We start from the raw sequence: 15,933 nt of genomic DNA, 5'->3' as shown, positions 1-15,933 counted from the left end.
AAATCATTTCGGCGCCCGCTGGAGCGTGGCACCGGAAGCGGGACAGGGTCCGGCGCCGCGCCGTCGGCGGCCCGGCGACCGGCCGTCGGCCGGGCTCAACCGGGCGGTACCCGGGCTCAACCGGCGGCGGCCGCCGTGGCGGTAACGGCTTTTCCCGGCGGTTGCGTCAAGGTAGACACGTGCCACCGCTTACTCTCAAACCGCTGCTCAGGATTGATCCGTTGCCGGGCCTGTTGCCGGGCCTGCTGGCGGCCGCCGCCGCCGTCGTGCTTGCCCTCGCCGTCCACAGCCTGGTTCCGGCGCTCCCGGCCATGACCCTGGCCGTGGCGTTCGGGCTCCTTGCCGCGAATGTCCCGGGGCTGGCCGGCTGGACCGCGGACCAGGGCCGGCCGGGCCTGGATTTTGCCGGCAAGCACCTGATGCGCGCCGGGATCGTCATCCTGGGCCTGAAGGTCAGTCTCGTCGATGTGCTGGGCCTCGGCTGGGCCGCGCTGCTGCTGATCATGGGCGTGGTCCTGGCCGCCTTCGCCGGGACCTACGGCATCAGCCGCCTCTTCCGGCTGCCGCCGCCGGTGTCGCTGCTGATTGCCACCGGCTTCTCCATCTGCGGTGCCTCCGCCATCGGGGCGATGGCCGCGGTGCGCCGGATCCGGCAGCAGGACACGGTGCTCCCGGTGGCCCTCGTGACCCTGTGCGGCACCCTGGCCATCGGTGTCCTGCCGCTGCTCATTCAGCCGCTGGGCCTCAGCCCGGAAGTCTTCGGGGCCTGGGCGGGGGCCTCGGTGCACGACGTGGGACAGGTGGTGGCCACCGCACAGACCGCCGGGGCGACGGCGCTGGCCGTCGCCGTCGTCGTCAAACTCACCCGGGTGATCCTGCTGGCGCCCATCGTCGCCGCCGCCGGACTGCATCACCGCAGCAGCGCCGACGCCGGCGCCGGGCTGAAACGCCCGCCCCTCGTTCCGTTGTTCGTGCTCGGCTTCGTCGCCCTGGCCGCCCTGCGCACCACCGGCTGGCTCTCCCCCGGCATCCTTGACGCCGCCGCGGTGCTCCAGGACGTGCTGCTCGGGATGGCGCTCTTTGGCCTCGGCTCGGCGGTGCGGGTGGGCGAGCTGCTGCACACCGGGGCCCGGGCCCTGCTGGCCGCGCTGGCGTCCTGGCTGCTGATCGCCGGGCTGGGGCTGGGCGCCGCGTTCCTCATGATTAGATAGCGGGGTGTCGAACCAGAACCTGCGCCGCGATGAAGCCGCAACCCGCTCAGCCCTGATCACCACCCACAGCTACGACGTCTCCCTGGACGTCCGGCAGGCTGCCGATCCGGACGTCGCCGGCTACACGAGCCGCAGCGTGATCACCTTCTCCGCGAAGGAACCCGGGGCCTCAACGTTCCTGGACTTCGTCGGCAGCGAGGTGCACAGCGTCGTCCTCAACGGCAAGGAACTCGCCGTCGCCGACGTCGTGGACGGTGCCAGGATCCGGCTCGGCAACCTCCAGGCGGAAAACTCGGTCACCGTCACGGGCACCGCGCTCTACAGCACCTCCGGGGAAGGCATGCACCGCTTCTTCGACCCGGCCGACGGCCAGTGCTACCTCTATACGCAGTACGAGCCCGCCGACGCCCGCCGGGTCTTCGCCAACTTCGAACAGCCCGACCTCAAGGCGGAATTCACCTTCCACGTTATGGCGCCCTCGGCCTGGCAGGTGTCCTCGAACGGCATCGAAAGCCAGCGCACGCTCCTCACCAGCGACCCGGACACGAGCCGCTGGGACTTCGCCCCCACGAAGGCGATGTCCACCTACATCACGACCGTGCTGGCGGGCCCGTATTTCAGGGCCGAGGACTTCTGGAGCAGAACGCTCGACGACGGCACCCGGCTCGAGGTGCCGCTCGCCCTCTACTGCCGCGCCTCGATGGCGCCGTCGTTCGACCCCGAGGCCCTCTTCGCCCTCACCCGGAACGGCCTGGACTTCTTCAACGGGCTCTTCGACTTCCCGTACCCGTGGGGCAAGTACGAGCAGGCCTTCGTGCCCGAATACAACCTCGGCGCGATGGAGAACCCCGGCCTGGTGACGTTCACGGAAAGCTACGTCTTCACCTCACGGGCCGCCGATTCGCAGTACCAGGCGCGCGCCAACACACTGCTGCACGAGATGGCGCACATGTGGTTTGGCGACCTCGTCACGATGCAGTGGTGGGACGATCTGTGGCTCAAGGAATCCTTCGCGGACTACATGGGAACCCTCGGCGTGGACCGCACCACGGACTGGGCCACGGCCTGGGTGAACTTCGCCAGCAACCGCAAGGCGTGGGCCTACGTCCAGGACCAGCTTCCGACCACGCACCCGATCGTCGCCGACATCCCCGACCTCGAGGCAGCCAAGCAGAACTTCGACGGCATCACCTACGCCAAGGGCGCCTCGGTGCTCAAGCAACTGGTCGCCTATGTGGGTTTCGAGGCCTTTGTGGCCGGCTCACGCCAGTACTTCAAGGACCACGCCTACGGCAACACCACTCTGGCGGACCTGCTGGCCGCGCTCAGCGCCTCTTCCGGGCGGGACCTCGCGGACTGGGCCCGGCAGTGGCTGCAGACCTCCGGCATCTCCACCCTTACCAGCGAGATCGAGGCGCACGACGGCGTCCTCCGCACGGTCACCATCGTCCAGGACGCCGAGGACCCGACGACGGGCCGGCAGGAGCCACGGCCGCACCGGCTGCGGATCGGCCTGTACGAAATGGACGACGCCGGCGCCCTGGTCCGCACCGACAGCGTCGAGACCGACGTCAGCGGGGCCCGGACCGAGGTGGCGGCCCTCTCCGGGAAGGTGCGCCCGGCCCTGCTGCTGGTCAATGACGAGGACCTCAGCTACGCCAAGGTCCGGCTGGACCCGCGCTCCGAAGCTACCGCGCGGGCCTCCCTGAGCGCGCTCAGTGATCCGATGGCCCGGGCCCTGTGCTGGACCGCCCTCTGGGACTCGGCCCGTGACGCCGTCACGCCGTCGTCCCTTTACGTGGACGCCGTCAAGCGCTTTGGGCCCAGGGAAACCGGCATCGGTGTGCTGCTCAACGTCCTGGGCAACGCGGCCACGGCAATCGAACGCTACGTCCCCCAGACCGAGCGGTCCGCCGTCCGCCACGGCTTCCTGTCCCTCGCGGCGGACGAGCTCCAGCGGGCAGCGCCCGGCTCCGACCAGCAGCTGGCCTGGGCGCGCACGGTCGCCGCGGCCAGCCGCTACGACGCCAGCCGTCTGGACCTGATCCGCGGCATCCTGTCCGGCAGCACTGTCATTGAAGGCCTTGCCGTGGACGCGGAGCTCCGCTGGAACCTCTGGCATGCCCTGGCCGCCCACGGGGAGGCAACAGTTGCTCAGCTGGACGAGGAGCTCGCCCGGGACAACACCGCCGCCGGTAAATCCGGACATGCCACCGCCCTCGCGGCCCGACCCGAGGCCGCCGTCAAGGAGGCGGCCTGGACGGATGCGGTGTACGGCACCGCGCTCTCCAATCAGCTGCTCAGCGCGACCATCGCCGGTTTCAACACCGGCCCGGCCCCGCTGCTGCGCGGTTTCATTGACCGGTATTTCGAGTGCCTGGAAGACGTCTGGGCCGGGCGCAGCATCGAGATCGCCAGCCGCATTGTCCGCGGACTCTACCCGGCAGGGCAGGACCTGGACGGCGGTACTCCGGATACCCACCCCGTCATCGTCCGGACGGACCACTGGCTGGCCGGGCACCCGGACGCCCCGCGGGCGCTGCGCCGCATCATCATCGAACAGCGCAGCCACCTGCACCGTTCCCTCACGGCGCAGACCCATCCCGCGAACCCCGTATCGAGTGCTCCGTAACCGCCCTTTTGGCGGCTCTAAACGGCAGTTGCGGAGCAACCGACGGGGGTGTGGGGTCCCCTAGGGGACGCGGTGCAGCCACTCAGGAGTGCCGAACTTGGCGCCGACCCGGTGGTGCGCGGCTGCGAGTTCGGCCTCGGTGAGCTCCGACGGCGTCGCGGCGTACCGTTCGGCGAAGACTTCCATCATGGCCGCGACGATCTCGGCGCGGGCCAGGCCGGTCTGGCGCCGGAGCGGGTCCACCCGTTTCTTGGCGCTCCGGGTGCCCTTGTCGGAGAGCTTTTCCTTGCCGATCCGCAGGACCTCGACCATTTTGTCCGCGTCGATGTCGTAGCTCATGGTCACGTGGTGCAGCATGCCGCCGTTCGCGAGCCGCTTTTGCGCGGCGCCGCCGATCTTGCCGTGCTCGGTGGCGATGTCATTGAGCGGCACATAGAAGGCGCTGATCCCCATCTTCTCGAGCGCTGCCATCACCCAGGCGTCGAGGAAGCCGTAGGAGTCGGCGAAGCTGATACCGTCCACCAGGGTTTGCGGGAGGTAGAGCGAGTAGGTGATGCAGTTGCCGGCCTCCATGAACATCGCTCCCCCGCCGCTGATCCGGCGGACCACGCTGATGCCGTGGCGTTCGACGCCGGCGGGGTCCAGTTCGTTGCGGACGGACTGGAAGCTGCCGATCACCACGGACGGTTCCTCCCAGTCCCAGAAACGCAGGGTCGGGTTGCGCCGCCCGGCGCCGACCTCTTCGGTCAGGACTTCGTCCAGCGCGACGTTGATGTGGGTGGGCAGGACCGACGGCGCGATGATGTTCCAGTGGTGGTCCGCCCAGCCGGTGGCCTTCGCGAGGGCTCGGCGGACGGTGACGGCCACGGCGTCGGCCGAAAAGCCGAACAGCACGGCGTCGGCCGGCAGGGCCGCCGCCACTGCCGCGGAGATGTCCGCCGCACCGGCATCCGCGGGGAGGCCGGTGAGTGCCCGGTTGATCTCCAGCAGTGCCTCGTCCGGCTCCAGGAAGAAGTCCCCGCTGACCGAGACGTTGGTGAGGACACCGTCGACGACGTCGAAATCGGCCACCACCAGTTTGCCGCCGGGAACCTTGTACTCCCCGTGGCGGCGGGCTCCGCCGTCGTCGGCGCTGGCGGATCCGGGAACCAGGTGTTGGGTTGTCATGGCGTTAATCCTGCCACGCGCACCGGTGACGGACGCAAAAAGCCCGCACCGTCACCGGTGCGGGCTTTTCCAAAAGACCCTGGGGAGAAGAAGTTACTTCTTGCCGCCGAAGCCCTTGAAGCGAGCGTTGAAGCGCTCGACGCGGCCTGCAGAGTCCATGATGCGCTGCTTGCCCGTGTAGAACGGGTGGGACTCGGAGGAGATTTCGACGTCGATAACCGGGTAGGTGTTTCCGTCTTCCCACTCGATGGTCTTCTTGGAAGACACGGTGGACTTGGTCAGGAACTTGACGCCGGAAGCCAGGTCGTTGAAAACAACAGCTTCGTACTTCGGGTGAGTATCAGACTTCATAATTGGACCTTTGTTCGCACAACTGGATTTTGCCAGCTGCCAGGTATGAATGGGATGGCCAGCGGAATGCACCGGACGGCCAGCTATCAATCATAGCGGAAAGTCAGCGCCCTTGCTGCCCGCCCAGCGGCGCGGTTCACTCGCGCGGCCGGAGCTCCCAGAAGGCGACGGCGGACGCCGCCGCGACATTGAGCGAGTCGACGCCCGCGCGCATGGGGATCTTGACGGCGAGGTCGACGGCGGCAAGGGTCTCCGGGCTCATCCCGGCACCCTCGGTGCCCAGCACCAGGGCGAGTTTCTCCGGACGGCGGGCGGCCAGGGCGTCGAGGTCCACGGCGTCGTCCGTGAGCTCCATCGCGGCCACGGTGAAGCCCTGGCCGCGGAGCACCTGCAGGTCCCCCGGCCAGTCTTCCAGCCGGGCCCAGGGCACCTGGAACACAGTCCCCATGCTGACCCGGACGCTGCGGCGGTACAACGGGTCCCCGCAGCGCGGCGAGACGAGGACGGCGTCAATGCCCAGGGCCGCGGCGGAGCGGAAAATCGCCCCGACATTGGTGTGGTCCACGATATCCTCCAGCACAGCGACCCGGTGCGCCCCGGCGAGAAGCTCGGGCAGTGGCACAGGTTCCGGGCGCTGCATGGCCGCCATCGCGCCGCGGTGCAGGTGGAAGCCGGTGATCTCCTCGAGGAGCGCGGCGGAACCGATGTACGCGGGGACGTCCGGGTACTGCGCGAAGATATCCGAGAGGTCCTCGAGCCATTTTTCGGCGAGGAAGAAGGAACGGGGCCTGTGTCCCGCCGCGAGGGCCCGCCGGAGCACCCGGGAGGACTCGGCGATGTACATGCCCTCGGCGGGTTCCCGGAGCTTGCGCAGGTGCACGTCCGTCAGCTGCGTGTAGTCGGAGACCCGGGGGTCATCGGCGGATTCAAGGCGATGGAAGGTCACTGGCGGGTCATTTCAGCGGGAGATGGTGCGGTCACGGATCGGGTCACTTGAACAGGTTGGCGATCATAAACCCCAGCGCGACGAGGCCCAGGACGAAGATGACCCCGCGCAGCACCACCGGGGACAGCCGGCGCCCGACCCTGGAACCGATTACGCCGCCGATCAGCGAGCTCACGGCAATCAACCCGACGACGGCCCAGTCGATCCGGCCGAAGGCGAAGAGCAGGTAGGAGACCGCCGCCACGACGTTGACGGCAAGGACCAGGAAGTTCTTCATGGCGTTGGCGTTCTGGATGGTCCCGGTCATGAAGATGCCGAGGATCCCGACCAGCAGGATGCCCTGCGCCGCGACGAAATAGCCGCCGTACACGCCGGCTAGGTACACGAGGACCACGAGGATGACGCCGTGGCGGCGGTCCCGGATGGCGTGTTCGGGGTTCTGTTCGCGGTTCCGGACCCACTGCTGCAGCCGGGGCTGGAAGGCCACCATCAGCAGCGCGAGCACAATCAGGGCGGGGGCCGCGTAATGGAAGACCTTCTCGGGCAGGTGCAGCAGCAGGTAGGCGCCGGTGATGCCGCCCAGCACTGAGGCAGGCAGCAGCTTGAGCAGTTGCTTGCCACGTCCCGTCAGTTCCTTGCGGTAGCCCCAGGCGCCGGCGGCGCTCCCGGCCACAAGGCCCATCGCGTTGCTGATGGACGCCGTGACCGGCGCGTAGCCGAGGGCGATCAGCACCGGGAAGGTCACCAGGGTGCCGGAACCGACCACACTGTTGATGGTGCCGGCCCAGAGTCCGGCGAAGAAAATTAAGGCACTATTGAGGAGCTCCACGCGCGGTCAGCGGCCCGGTCAGCGGTGCGCGGTGGCCGTGTACCGGCCGGCTGTGACGCTGACGTCCAGCGGCAACCCAAAGGTCCGGCTGAGGTTCTCGGCCGTGAGGACGCCTTCGATCGGGCCCTGGGCCACCACGCCTCCGTCCCGCAAGAGCATGGCGTGGGTGAAGCCCGGCGGGACCTCTTCGAGGTGGTGCGTGACCAGGACGATGGCCGGGGCGGCGTCGTCGCGGGCGAGTTCGCTGAGCCGGTACACGAGGTCTTCGCGGCCGGCCAGGTCGAGACCGGCAGCGGGTTCGTCGAGGAGCAGGAGCTCAGGATCCGTCATCAGGGCCCGGGCGATCTGGACCCGCTTGCGCTCACCCTCGGACAGCGAAGCGAACGGCCGGTTGAGCAGCGGTCCCATGCCCCACTCGTTGAGCAGGGCGAAGGCGCGGCGTTCGTCGTCCTTCTCGTAGCCCTCGCGCCACCGTCCGGTGACACCGTAGGCGGCCGTCACGACGACGTTGAGGACCTTCTCATGCTCCGGGATCTGGTTGGCCAGCGCGGCCGAGGACAGGCCGATCCGGGGGCGGAGTTCAAAGACGTCGACGGCGCCAAGGATCTCCTCCAGGATGCCGGCCATGCCGCTGGTGGGGTGGATCCGCGCGGCCGCGAGCTGCAGCAGAGTGGTCTTGCCGGCGCCGTTGGGGCCCAGGATCACCCAACGCTCGCCTTCCTTGACCTGCCAGTCGACCTTGTCCAGCAGGGTCTTTGCCCCACGTACAACGCTGACGGCGGCCATTTCAAGAACATCACTCATAGGAGTAGACACTAGGACAAAACAGCGGACGACTGATAACCGGTGCGCCGGGACCGAGCCGGGCGCCGACTGCCCGGCTGCCGCGGCGTCACCGGGGCGCAACGAATTCGGGCCCGCATCTGCCGGATCGTTAGGATTGCAGGCATGAACCTGTTCGTGACCTCCGTGAGCTATGCCCCGAAACTGACCCTTCCCGAGGTGCAGCGGCTCCGCTCGCTGCTCGCAGCGAACGGAGTAACGCTGGACGCCGAAACCCGGACCGGAGACGACCGCTTTGAGGTCTATGCGGCGGACGGGAGCGTTGAGCTGGCCTCCGGCCCGGACCACGGGGTGACCGCCCTGGCGGAACTGCGCCGGGCAGCGGCAGATAACGGCCCCGCCGGAGTGGACACGGCGATCGTCCCCGCCGCCCTCCGGAGTGCGCAGCGGAAGTTCCTCATCATGGACGTGGATTCCACCCTGATCCAGCAGGAAGTGATTGAACTCCTCGCCGCCTACGCCGGCAAACGCGAGGAAGTCACGGCGGTCACCGAGGCCGCCATGCGCGGCGAACTCGACTTCGCGCAGAGCCTGCATGCGAGGGTGGCGGTGCTCGCCGGCCTGCGGGCCGACGTCGTCGATGCCGTCCGCGCCGAGGTGAAACTGAGCCTCGGTGCGGCGGAGCTCGTGGCCGCCTTCCACGCCGCCGGCCACGTGGTGGCGGTGGTGTCCGGCGGCTTCAACCAGATCCTGCAGCCGATCGCGGAGGGCCTTGGACTGGACTACTGGGTGGCCAACGAACTTGAAATCGTCGACGGGGCGCTGACCGGGAAAGTCATCGGTGAGGTGATTGACCGGGCGGCGAAGGAAAAGTATTTGCGTGAATGGGCCGCCAGGGAAGGCATCCCGATGGAGCACACAATTGCTGTGGGCGACGGCGCCAACGACCTGGACATGCTCGGCGCGGCCGGCATCGGCGTGGCGTTCAACGCCAAACCGGCCGTCCGTGCGGTCGCGGATGCCGCCGTGAACATGCCCTACCTCGACGCCGTGCGGCACATCGCCGGCGTCTGAGGCCGGACCGGGAACCCGGAACAGCAGTGAAGGCCGGGGCGGTTGCCCCGGCCTTCACTGTGTTTACTGCGCTATAACGGCGTTCCGCGGGTGGCGCGGGTGCTTAGTTGCTGCTCTTGTCGAAGTAGTCGGATCCGCCGACGTACTCGGTGTGGCCGGATTCGACGTCCGCGGTGACCATCTTGGCGACCTCGGCGGCGAACTCCGTGACCGAGTACAGCTTCCCGGCCTCGGCGCGGCGGGCCTCGATGGCGCCCGGGTTGGAGCGGTCCAGCAGGGTGGCCGTGACGGTGCCCTCGATCATGTCGCCGGAGACGACGACGAGGGAGATGCCCTTCTCGGCCAGGTTCGGAACGAGTTCGCGGAGGGCGTCCTCGCCGGCGCGCTTGCTGCGTGCCACGGGCTCGTAGTCCGGCATGGTGGGCACGGTGTTGATGAAGTGGGCCTGGTGGCTCGTCACGAACACCACCCGGGAACCCTCGGGCATCAGCGGCACGGCAGCGTTGAGCATGTTCACCTGCGCGTCACGGTTGAGCTTGAGCGCGTAGCCCTCCTCCATGCCGGATTCCATCCCGCCGGAGGCGTTGAGGACCAGGACGTCAAGCGAGCCGAAGTTCTCCATCGCGGCGCTGGCCAGGGCCTGGACGCCTTCCTGCGTGGTGAGGTCGGCGCCGACGGCAGCGGCACGGCCGCCGGCCGCCTCGATTTCGGTCACAACCTTGTTGGCGCGGGGGGCCTTTTGGCGGTAGTTCACGACGACGGCGGCACCCTCGGCGGCGAGGATCTTGGCGACTTCAGCGCCGATGCCCCGCGACGAACCGGTCACGATTGCGGTCTTGTTGTCCAGCAGTCCCATATGAGCTCCTTTGTTCCAAACGTCCAAAAACGGTGGGTCTGCAGTCCATCATGCCAGCGGCGCAGGGGTTTTCCGTTGTCCGGGTTCCACAAAGAAGCTGCGGCAGGCTAGTTCCGGCCCGGCCCGCGGGCGTACGATCGCGGGCATGGAACGTCCGCGCGGTAGCTGCCCTTCGGCTGGACGCAGGGCTGGAGATCAGGGGATCCGGTGCCCCGGGGCGTGAGCGAGGACTCCACACCGGAGCAGGTCTTCAGCGGATCCCCCCGGGGCCTGGACCTGTTCCGTGCCGTGGAAAAGCTGCTTGGCGCGCCCACCCCGCCGGCGATCCGCGCCACGAAAAGCCAGGTGGCCTTCCGGGAGAAGCGGGGTTACGCGTACCTCTGGTGGCCGGGGCGGTATGTTGCCTCCGAGGTGCCCGCCGTGCTGTCGATCGCGCTCCCGCGCCGGATCAGTTCGGCCCGGTTCAAGGAGATCGTCAACCCGTCGCCCGGGGTGTGGATGCATCACCTGGAGCTGCACAACGAGGAGGAGCTCGACGCCGAGGTAGCCGGCTGGCTGTTTGAGGCGCGGGCGGCAGCGGGCTGAGGCCCGCTCCGGACAGCCCGCGCCGGACAGCCCCCGCCGGACAGCCGGTGCCGGTGCCGGCGCCGGCACGGGGCGGGCGGACCCACGTTCTTGTCCGCCCGCCCCGTCGGGCCGCCTGCTACGGGTGGTCGATCCTGATCTTCTTGGCCGTCGCGTCCGGGGCGGCCACGGGGGCAGGTGCCCGCACCTCAAGGACGCCGTCCTTGTAGGTGGCGGTGATGTCCTCTTCCTTGGCACCCGGCGGCAGCGCAACACTGCGCGAGAAAGAGCCATAGCGGAACTCGGAGCGGTAGCCGTCCTTGCTCTTGTGCTCGGTTTTCTCCTCGCGTTCCGCCCTGATGTGCAGCATGCCTTCGCTCACGGAGACGTCCACGTCCCGGTCGGGATCGATTCCCGGAACCTCGGCGCGCACCACCAGGGTGGTGCCGTCCACGAACTGTTCGACCTTGATGGACGGCGTCATGGTCATGTCGCCGTCGAGGAAACGTTTGATCGGCTCCAGCACGTCCGACGGGACCCACTTGTTCAGTTCAGCCACGATTGTCCTCCTGATTCCATGCCCCTGCCGAGGTGTGGTCAGGGGCTGTAGCCCCATTACACACCCCGGCGGCGCCCGGCGCCACGGGCTGAAAGTCCTAGTGGCTGCCCCGGCGCGCCCCGCCGGGAGGGCGGCCGGGGGCTCCCGCCGCCGTCGTCGGCTTGGGGAACTCTCCTAGTGCCCCATGCCGAGGCCGCCGTCGACCGGGATGACGGCGCCGGAGATGTAGGCAGCCTCGTCGCTGGCGATCCAGCGGACCACGTTGGCGACCTCGGAGGCCTCGGCGAAGCGGCCGGCGGGAACCTTGGAGAGGTAGTCCTTCTGGGTCGCCTCGGCCAGTTCCGCGGTCATGTCCGTGTTGATGAAGCCTGGTGCGACGACGTTTGCGGTGATGCCGCGGGCGCCCAACTCGCGGGTCAGCGAGCGGGCGATGCCGACGAGGCCGGCCTTGGAGGCCGAGTAGTTGATCTGGCCGGGCGCGCCGTAGAGGCCCGAGACGGAGGAGATGAGGACCACGCGGCCCCTGCGGGCCCGGATCATGCCCTTGGAGGCGCGCTTGATCACGCGGAAGGCGCCGGTGAGGTTGGTGTCGATGACCGAGGTGAAGTCGTCCTCGCTCATGCGCATCAGGAGGGTGTCCTTGGTGATGCCGGCGTTGGCCACCAGCACCTCGACGGGGCCGTGGGCGGCTTCCACTTCGGTGAACGCGGCATCCACGGAGGCCTCGTCCGTGACGTCGGCCTTCACGCCGAGGATGCCTGCCGGGAGCTCCGATTCGCTGCGGTACGTGACGGCCACCTTGTCCCCGTTCGCGAGGAAGGCTTCGGCGATGGCGAGGCCAATTCCGCGGTTTCCGCCGGTGATCAGGACACTGCGGCCGGTGGTTGCTGTTTCAGACATGGTGGGGCTCCGGAATTCTGCGGCGGGACGGTGCCGCGCTGGGGGCGGGATTTTCCTGCCTCCGATCTTAGCGCCCGGGGCCGCCTGGGTTTGGGCGGCTCTCCCGTTGGTGAGAGAATTGAAGTAAGCCTTGGGAGCGTGATCTGACAGCCTTGACACTCAAAAACCGATCCGGTGTCCCTGTGCCCGGGAACCCGGAAGTACCGTCCGGTGATTCCGAGGTTCACAGCATCACCGACGCCGCCGCCGCGCACTCGGAAGAGATGCGCCGGCGGATGATCAAGTACGCCGTGGCGATGGGCATCCGCATGGTGTGCCTGATCCTGATCTTTGTGGTGGACGGCTGGCTGAAGATCCTCCCGGTCATCGGAGCCGTGTTCCTGCCCTGGTTTGCCGTCATCATCGCGAACGGTAGCGACCAGGCGGAAGTCCACTCCGACTCGCTGCTGGACTACGCGCCGCTGGCCCAACTCGATGCGCCTGCCACCGCCCCGGCTGACCAGGGCGACGCTGCGCCGGACGACCCGTCGATGACGCTGCTGCAGGGCGAACTCGTAGATGATGAGGACTCCCCGAAGAATGTCCTCGGCGTCCCCGGATTCCCTGACGTCCCCGGCGTCCCTGACGTCCACGCCGACGACGACGGCGGGCGGGCCGCGTCATGAGCCTGTTTGACCTCGCCGGCGGCGGAGCTGCCGGTCCGGCCGGGGCCGTCTGCTCCCGCAAAGCATGCCGGAGCGGCGCCGAATGGCAGCTGCTCTGGAACAACCCAAAGATCCACACCCCCGAACGGCGCAAGATCTGGCTGGCCTGCGGAGAACACCGGGCCTGGCTCGAGGACTATCTGCAGACCCGCGGGCTCTGGAAGGAAACCGTGGCACTGAACCCGGCAGGCAGGGCAAGCTGAATGTACCGTTTTCTCTTCTCCAGCAAGTGGCTGGGGTATTTGTTGCTGGCCGCGATTTTTGCCGCAGCGTGCGTCGGACTGGGCCGCTGGCAGATGGACCGCCGCGCCGAGACCCTCGCGGAGATCAACCGGGTCACCTCGAACTATTCCGCCGCGCCCGTCCCGTTCGCTGAGATCAAGGACCAGTTCCGCTCGCTGGCGGCGGACCGGGAGTGGACGCAGGTGGAACTGAAGGGCAGTTACGACGTCGACGGGCAGCGGATCGTCCGCAACCGCCCGCTCAACGGCCAGCCCGGCTATGAGGTCGTTGTCCCCTTCAAGGTGGATAGCGGCGAGACCGTCGTGATTGACCGCGGCTGGCTGCCGATCGGCAACAAGAACCCAGGCAGCCCCGACGCGGTTCCGGCACCCCCGCAGGGCACCGTGACGGTCGTCGCCCGGCTCAAACCCGCCGAGCCCGAGCTTCAGCGCGGCGCCCCGGACGGGCAGCTCGCCTCAATCGATCTCTCCGCCTACTCCGCCGAGCTGGGCTACCCGCTGCTGACGGGCGCCTACGGCCAGCTGGCCTCGGAGAGCCCGGCGGCGGCGGACATGCCCTTCCCGTTCCCCAAGCCCTCCACCGAAGAGGGCACGCACCTGTCCTACTCACTGCAGTGGTTCGCGTTCGGCGTGCTGATGTTCATCGGCTTCGGATATGCGGCCCGTCAGCAGGCACGAAACGCCGAAATCGACGCGGAGGACGCCGAAGCTGAGTCCGCGGACACGGACGGCCTCCTGATGCACTCCAGCGGCCCGGTGGCCCGCCGGCGTCCCGTCCCCCGCAAGCGGAAAAACGCGACCGCGGAGGAAGAGGAAGACGCGATCCTGGATGCCCAGGGGTTCTGAGCAGTGGCGGTCCTGTTTCCGGAGCCCGTGGCCCGGGTAAAGCACGCGTTGAACGCGCTCGGCGCCAAGGACACCGTCACGGTGTTCGATTCGACAGTCCCGACGGCGGCCGCGGCGGCCGCCGAGCTGGGCTGCGACGTCGCGGCCATCACCAACAGCCTCGTGTTCGACCTCGAGGGCGCCCCGCTGCTGATCCTGGCCAGCGGCGCCGCCAGGGTCGATGTCCGGAAGGTCGCCGAGCAGCTGGGCACCGGGAGAATCCGACGCGCCTCCCCCGGGTTCGTCCTGGCACACACCGGCCAGGAAGTAGGCGGCGTCGCCCCGGTCGGGCATCCCGAGAAAATCAAGACGCTGCTGGATGAGTCCCTGAGAATCCACGAGGTGCTCTGGGCCGGAGCAGGAGACCACCACTCCATGTTCTCGATCAGCTACGATGAGCTGCAGAGAATCACCGAGGCCGAGGAAATGCCGGTCCGCTAGCCGGCATGGCGAGGGCGCCCGGGCGGGGCGCGTAGGCGCCCGGAGACGCCTACGCGAGCGTGATCAGGTCCAGGTAATCTTCGTTCCAGTGGTCCTCGATGCCGTCGGGCAGCAGCACAACCCGCTCCGGATTCAGCGCCTCAACGGCACCTTCATCGTGGCTCACCAGTACGACGGCGCCGGTGTAGTTGCTCAGGGCGCCAAGAATTTCGGCGCGGCTGGCCGGGTCGAGGTTGTTGGTGGGCTCATCGAGGAGCAGCACGTTGGCGCTCGAGGCAACGATGGTGGCCAGCGCCAGGCGGGTCTTCTCGCCGCCGGACAGCACGCCGGCCGGCTTGTCGACGTCGTCGCCGGAGAACAGGAATGAGCCCAGGATGTTGCGCACTTCCGCGTCGTTCATGTCCGGGGCGGAGGACCGCATGTTCTGCAGGACAGTGCGGTCCACGTCGAGTGTCTCGTGTTCCTGGGCGTAGTAGCCCACCTTCAGGCCGTGGCCCGCAACGACTTCGCCGGTATCGGGCTTGTCGACGCCTGCGAGCATACGCAGGAGGGTGGTCTTGCCGGCGCCGTTGAGGCCCAGGATAACCACCTTGGAACCGCGGTCAATGGCGAGGTCCACGTCGGTGAAGATCTCCAGCGAACCAAAGGACTTGCTGAGGCCGTCCGCGGTGAGCGGGGTTTTGCCGCAGGGCGAGGGATCCGGGAAGCGCAGGGCTGCCACACGGTCAGTCGCGCGCACGGCTTCAAGGCCGCCCAGCAGACGCTCCGCGCGCTTGGCCATGTTCTGCGCGGCCACGGCCTTGGTGGCCTTGGCGCGCATCTTGTTCGCCTGGTCAAAGAGGACCTGGGCCTTCTTCTCCGCGTTGGCGCGCTCGCGCTTGCGGGCACGTTCGTCCGTTTCGCGCTGCTGGAGATAGCGCTTCCAGTTCATGTTGTAGAAGTCGATCTGCGCACGGTTGGGATCCAGCAGGAACACCTTGTTCACTGTGGCCTCAAGCAGTTCCGTGTCGTGGCTGATCACGATCAGGCCGCCCTGGTGGTTCTTCAGGAACTCGCGCAGCCAGGTGATGGAGTCGGCGTCGAGGTGGTTCGTGGGCTCATCCAGGAGCATCGTTTCGGCGTCCGAATACAGGATGCGGGCTAGTTCCACACGGCGGCGCTGGCCGCCGGAGAGGGTCTTGAGCGGCTGGTTCAGCAGACGGTCAGGCAGGGCGAGGTTGGAGCAGATCGCTGCCGCCTCGGCCTCGGCAGCGTAGCCGCCGGCAGCCAGGAATTCTGATTCGAGCCGGTCGTAACGGTTCATCGCCTTGCGCTGGACCTCGGCGTCGTCGCTGGCCATGTCCTCATGCGTCTGGCGGAGTTTGCCGACGGCGATGTCCAGGCCGCGGGCGGACAGGATCCGGTCGCGGGCCAGCTGCTCCATGTCCGGGGTCCGGGGGTCCTGCGGCAGGTAGCCGATCTCCCCGCTGCGGGTGACCTTTCCGCCGGCGGGCAGGCCTTCGCCGGCGAGCACCCGGGTCAGCGTGGTCTTCCCTGCACCGTTACGGCCCACAAGGCCGATCTTGTCTCCCTTGTCGATCCGGAAGCTCACCTGGTCCATAAGGAGGCGGGCGCCGGCGCGCAGTTCGAGATCCTGGACGGTAATCAATGCAGCTAAGGCCTTTCACAACAGGGAACGCCGCGGCACAACGGTGGAATCTGGAGGGGGCCGGGGCAGTGTGGCCGAGAGAACGGCCTCTCCCAGTCTACCGGCCCAGCCTGCGCCTCTTGACAAGAGCCCCGCCGGCTG

17 protein-coding genes are annotated in these 15,933 nt (G+C 68.1%); 8 read left to right on the top strand and 9 right to left on the bottom strand.

Going from position 1 to position 15,933, the window contains the following annotated elements:
- Window positions 1–179 precede the first annotated feature (179 nt).
- Together AC50YC_RS04040 and pepN are read left to right on the top strand one after the other, a co-directional pair.
- A complete protein-coding gene (locus tag AC50YC_RS04040; RefSeq protein ID WP_494952313.1) occupies window positions 180–1,211 on the top strand; it encodes a YeiH family protein in 1,032 nt (343 codons plus the stop codon).
- A gap of 4 nt (window positions 1,212–1,215) precedes the next feature.
- On the top strand, window positions 1,216–3,843 hold the full coding sequence (gene pepN, locus AC50YC_RS04035; protein WP_494952312.1) for an aminopeptidase N: 2,628 nt from the start codon (window positions 1,216–1,218) through the stop codon (window positions 3,841–3,843).
- 60 nt (window positions 3,844–3,903) lie between these two features.
- Here the strand turns inward: pepN and lplAB are convergent, their stop codons facing one another.
- The 5 genes from lplAB to AC50YC_RS04010 form a co-directional block, all read right to left on the bottom strand.
- Window positions 3,904–5,010 (bottom strand): lipoate-protein ligase LplAB, encoded by a 1,107-nt coding sequence (gene lplAB, locus AC50YC_RS04030; protein ID WP_494952311.1) that lies wholly within the window; start codon window positions 5,008–5,010, stop codon window positions 3,904–3,906.
- A gap of 93 nt (window positions 5,011–5,103) precedes the next feature.
- Window positions 5,104–5,361, bottom strand: coding sequence for a type B 50S ribosomal protein L31 (locus tag AC50YC_RS04025; protein WP_024365679.1), 258 nt, complete (start codon window positions 5,359–5,361; stop codon window positions 5,104–5,106).
- A gap of 136 nt (window positions 5,362–5,497) precedes the next feature.
- Window positions 5,498–6,307 (bottom strand): TrmH family RNA methyltransferase, encoded by an 810-nt coding sequence (locus tag AC50YC_RS04020; RefSeq protein ID WP_494952310.1) that lies wholly within the window; start codon window positions 6,305–6,307, stop codon window positions 5,498–5,500.
- A gap of 43 nt (window positions 6,308–6,350) precedes the next feature.
- Window positions 6,351–7,136, bottom strand: coding sequence for a sulfite exporter TauE/SafE family protein (locus AC50YC_RS04015; protein ID WP_494952309.1), 786 nt, complete (start codon window positions 7,134–7,136; stop codon window positions 6,351–6,353).
- 18 nt (window positions 7,137–7,154) lie between these two features.
- Window positions 7,155–7,940 (bottom strand): ABC transporter ATP-binding protein, encoded by a 786-nt coding sequence (locus AC50YC_RS04010; RefSeq protein WP_354170577.1) that lies wholly within the window; start codon window positions 7,938–7,940, stop codon window positions 7,155–7,157.
- A 144-nt stretch (window positions 7,941–8,084) separates the two neighbouring features.
- Here AC50YC_RS04010 and serB point away from each other — a divergent pair, with 144 nt between their 5' ends.
- Window positions 8,085–8,993 carry a phosphoserine phosphatase SerB gene (serB, locus tag AC50YC_RS04005; RefSeq protein WP_494952308.1) on the top strand — a complete coding sequence of 303 codons (909 nt, stop codon included), beginning with the start codon at window positions 8,085–8,087 and terminating at the stop codon, window positions 8,991–8,993.
- 103 nt (window positions 8,994–9,096) lie between these two features.
- On the opposite strand, the gene AC50YC_RS04000 is transcribed toward serB, so the two are convergent.
- Window positions 9,097–9,849 carry an SDR family oxidoreductase gene (locus AC50YC_RS04000; protein ID WP_494952307.1) on the bottom strand — a complete coding sequence of 251 codons (753 nt, stop codon included), beginning with the start codon at window positions 9,847–9,849 and terminating at the stop codon, window positions 9,097–9,099.
- A gap of 219 nt (window positions 9,850–10,068) precedes the next feature.
- Between AC50YC_RS04000 and AC50YC_RS03995 the strand changes: the two genes are divergently transcribed.
- The gene (locus tag AC50YC_RS03995; RefSeq protein ID WP_494952306.1) at window positions 10,069–10,434 is read left to right on the top strand and encodes a DUF5655 domain-containing protein; all 366 of its coding nucleotides are present in this window, start codon (window positions 10,069–10,071) and stop codon (window positions 10,432–10,434) included.
- 118 nt (window positions 10,435–10,552) lie between these two features.
- Here AC50YC_RS03995 and AC50YC_RS03990 read toward each other — a convergent pair whose 3' ends face one another.
- Both AC50YC_RS03990 and fabG read right to left on the bottom strand, forming a co-directional pair.
- Window positions 10,553–10,972: an Hsp20/alpha crystallin family protein gene (locus tag AC50YC_RS03990; protein WP_494952305.1), complete on the bottom strand. Its 420-nt coding sequence runs from the start codon at window positions 10,970–10,972 to the stop codon at window positions 10,553–10,555.
- 174 nt (window positions 10,973–11,146) lie between these two features.
- Window positions 11,147–11,872: a 3-oxoacyl-ACP reductase FabG gene (fabG, locus tag AC50YC_RS03985; RefSeq protein WP_494952304.1), complete on the bottom strand. Its 726-nt coding sequence runs from the start codon at window positions 11,870–11,872 to the stop codon at window positions 11,147–11,149.
- 152 nt (window positions 11,873–12,024) lie between these two features.
- Between fabG and AC50YC_RS03980 the strand changes: the two genes are divergently transcribed.
- The 4 genes from AC50YC_RS03980 to AC50YC_RS03965 are packed head-to-tail and all read left to right on the top strand — an operon-like array spanning window position 12,025 to window position 14,144.
- Complete coding sequence (locus AC50YC_RS03980; protein WP_494952303.1) at window positions 12,025–12,537, top strand: DUF3099 domain-containing protein; 513 nt, start codon at window positions 12,025–12,027, stop codon at window positions 12,535–12,537.
- Window positions 12,534–12,779: a hypothetical protein gene (locus AC50YC_RS03975; protein WP_494952302.1), complete on the top strand. Its 246-nt coding sequence runs from the start codon at window positions 12,534–12,536 to the stop codon at window positions 12,777–12,779. Before AC50YC_RS03980 ends, AC50YC_RS03975 begins: the two co-directional genes overlap by 4 nt.
- The gene (locus tag AC50YC_RS03970; protein WP_494952301.1) at window positions 12,780–13,664 is read left to right on the top strand and encodes an SURF1 family cytochrome oxidase biogenesis protein; all 885 of its coding nucleotides are present in this window, start codon (window positions 12,780–12,782) and stop codon (window positions 13,662–13,664) included.
- Between the two features lie 3 nt (window positions 13,665–13,667).
- Complete coding sequence (locus AC50YC_RS03965) at window positions 13,668–14,144, top strand: YbaK/EbsC family protein (protein ID WP_494952300.1); 477 nt, start codon at window positions 13,668–13,670, stop codon at window positions 14,142–14,144.
- Between the two features lie 49 nt (window positions 14,145–14,193).
- Here the strand turns inward: AC50YC_RS03965 and AC50YC_RS03960 are convergent, their stop codons facing one another.
- A complete protein-coding gene (locus tag AC50YC_RS03960; RefSeq protein WP_494952299.1) occupies window positions 14,194–15,792 on the bottom strand; it encodes an ABC-F family ATP-binding cassette domain-containing protein in 1,599 nt (532 codons plus the stop codon).
- Window positions 15,793–15,933 lie beyond the last annotated feature (141 nt).

It is taken from the genome of Pseudarthrobacter sp. MDT1-56 (genome assembly GCF_059383555.1).
Note: the sequence above shows the minus strand (reverse complement) of the source record. Positions and strands in the feature narration are given on the sequence as shown.

What these genes read in the sequence shown, in the direction of transcription:
- AC50YC_RS04010 (WP_354170577.1), bottom strand. Translation starts at nt 7,940, where the DNA reads ATGAGTGATGTTCTTGAAATGGCCGCCGTCAGCGTTGTACGTGGGGCA.
- AC50YC_RS04000 (WP_494952307.1), bottom strand. Translation starts at nt 9,849, where the DNA reads ATGGGACTGCTGGACAACAAGACCGCAATCGTGACCGGTTCGTCGCGG.
- AC50YC_RS03970 (WP_494952301.1), top strand. Translation starts at nt 12,780, where the DNA reads ATGTACCGTTTTCTCTTCTCCAGCAAGTGGCTGGGGTATTTGTTGCTG.
- AC50YC_RS04025 (WP_024365679.1), bottom strand. Translation starts at nt 5,361, where the DNA reads ATGAAGTCTGATACTCACCCGAAGTACGAAGCTGTTGTTTTCAACGAC.
- lplAB (WP_494952311.1), bottom strand. Translation starts at nt 5,010, where the DNA reads ATGACAACCCAACACCTGGTTCCCGGATCCGCCAGCGCCGACGACGGC.
- serB (WP_494952308.1), top strand. Translation starts at nt 8,085, where the DNA reads ATGAACCTGTTCGTGACCTCCGTGAGCTATGCCCCGAAACTGACCCTT.
- fabG (WP_494952304.1), bottom strand. Translation starts at nt 11,872, where the DNA reads ATGTCTGAAACAGCAACCACCGGCCGCAGTGTCCTGATCACCGGCGGA.
- AC50YC_RS03975 (WP_494952302.1), top strand. Translation starts at nt 12,534, where the DNA reads ATGAGCCTGTTTGACCTCGCCGGCGGCGGAGCTGCCGGTCCGGCCGGG.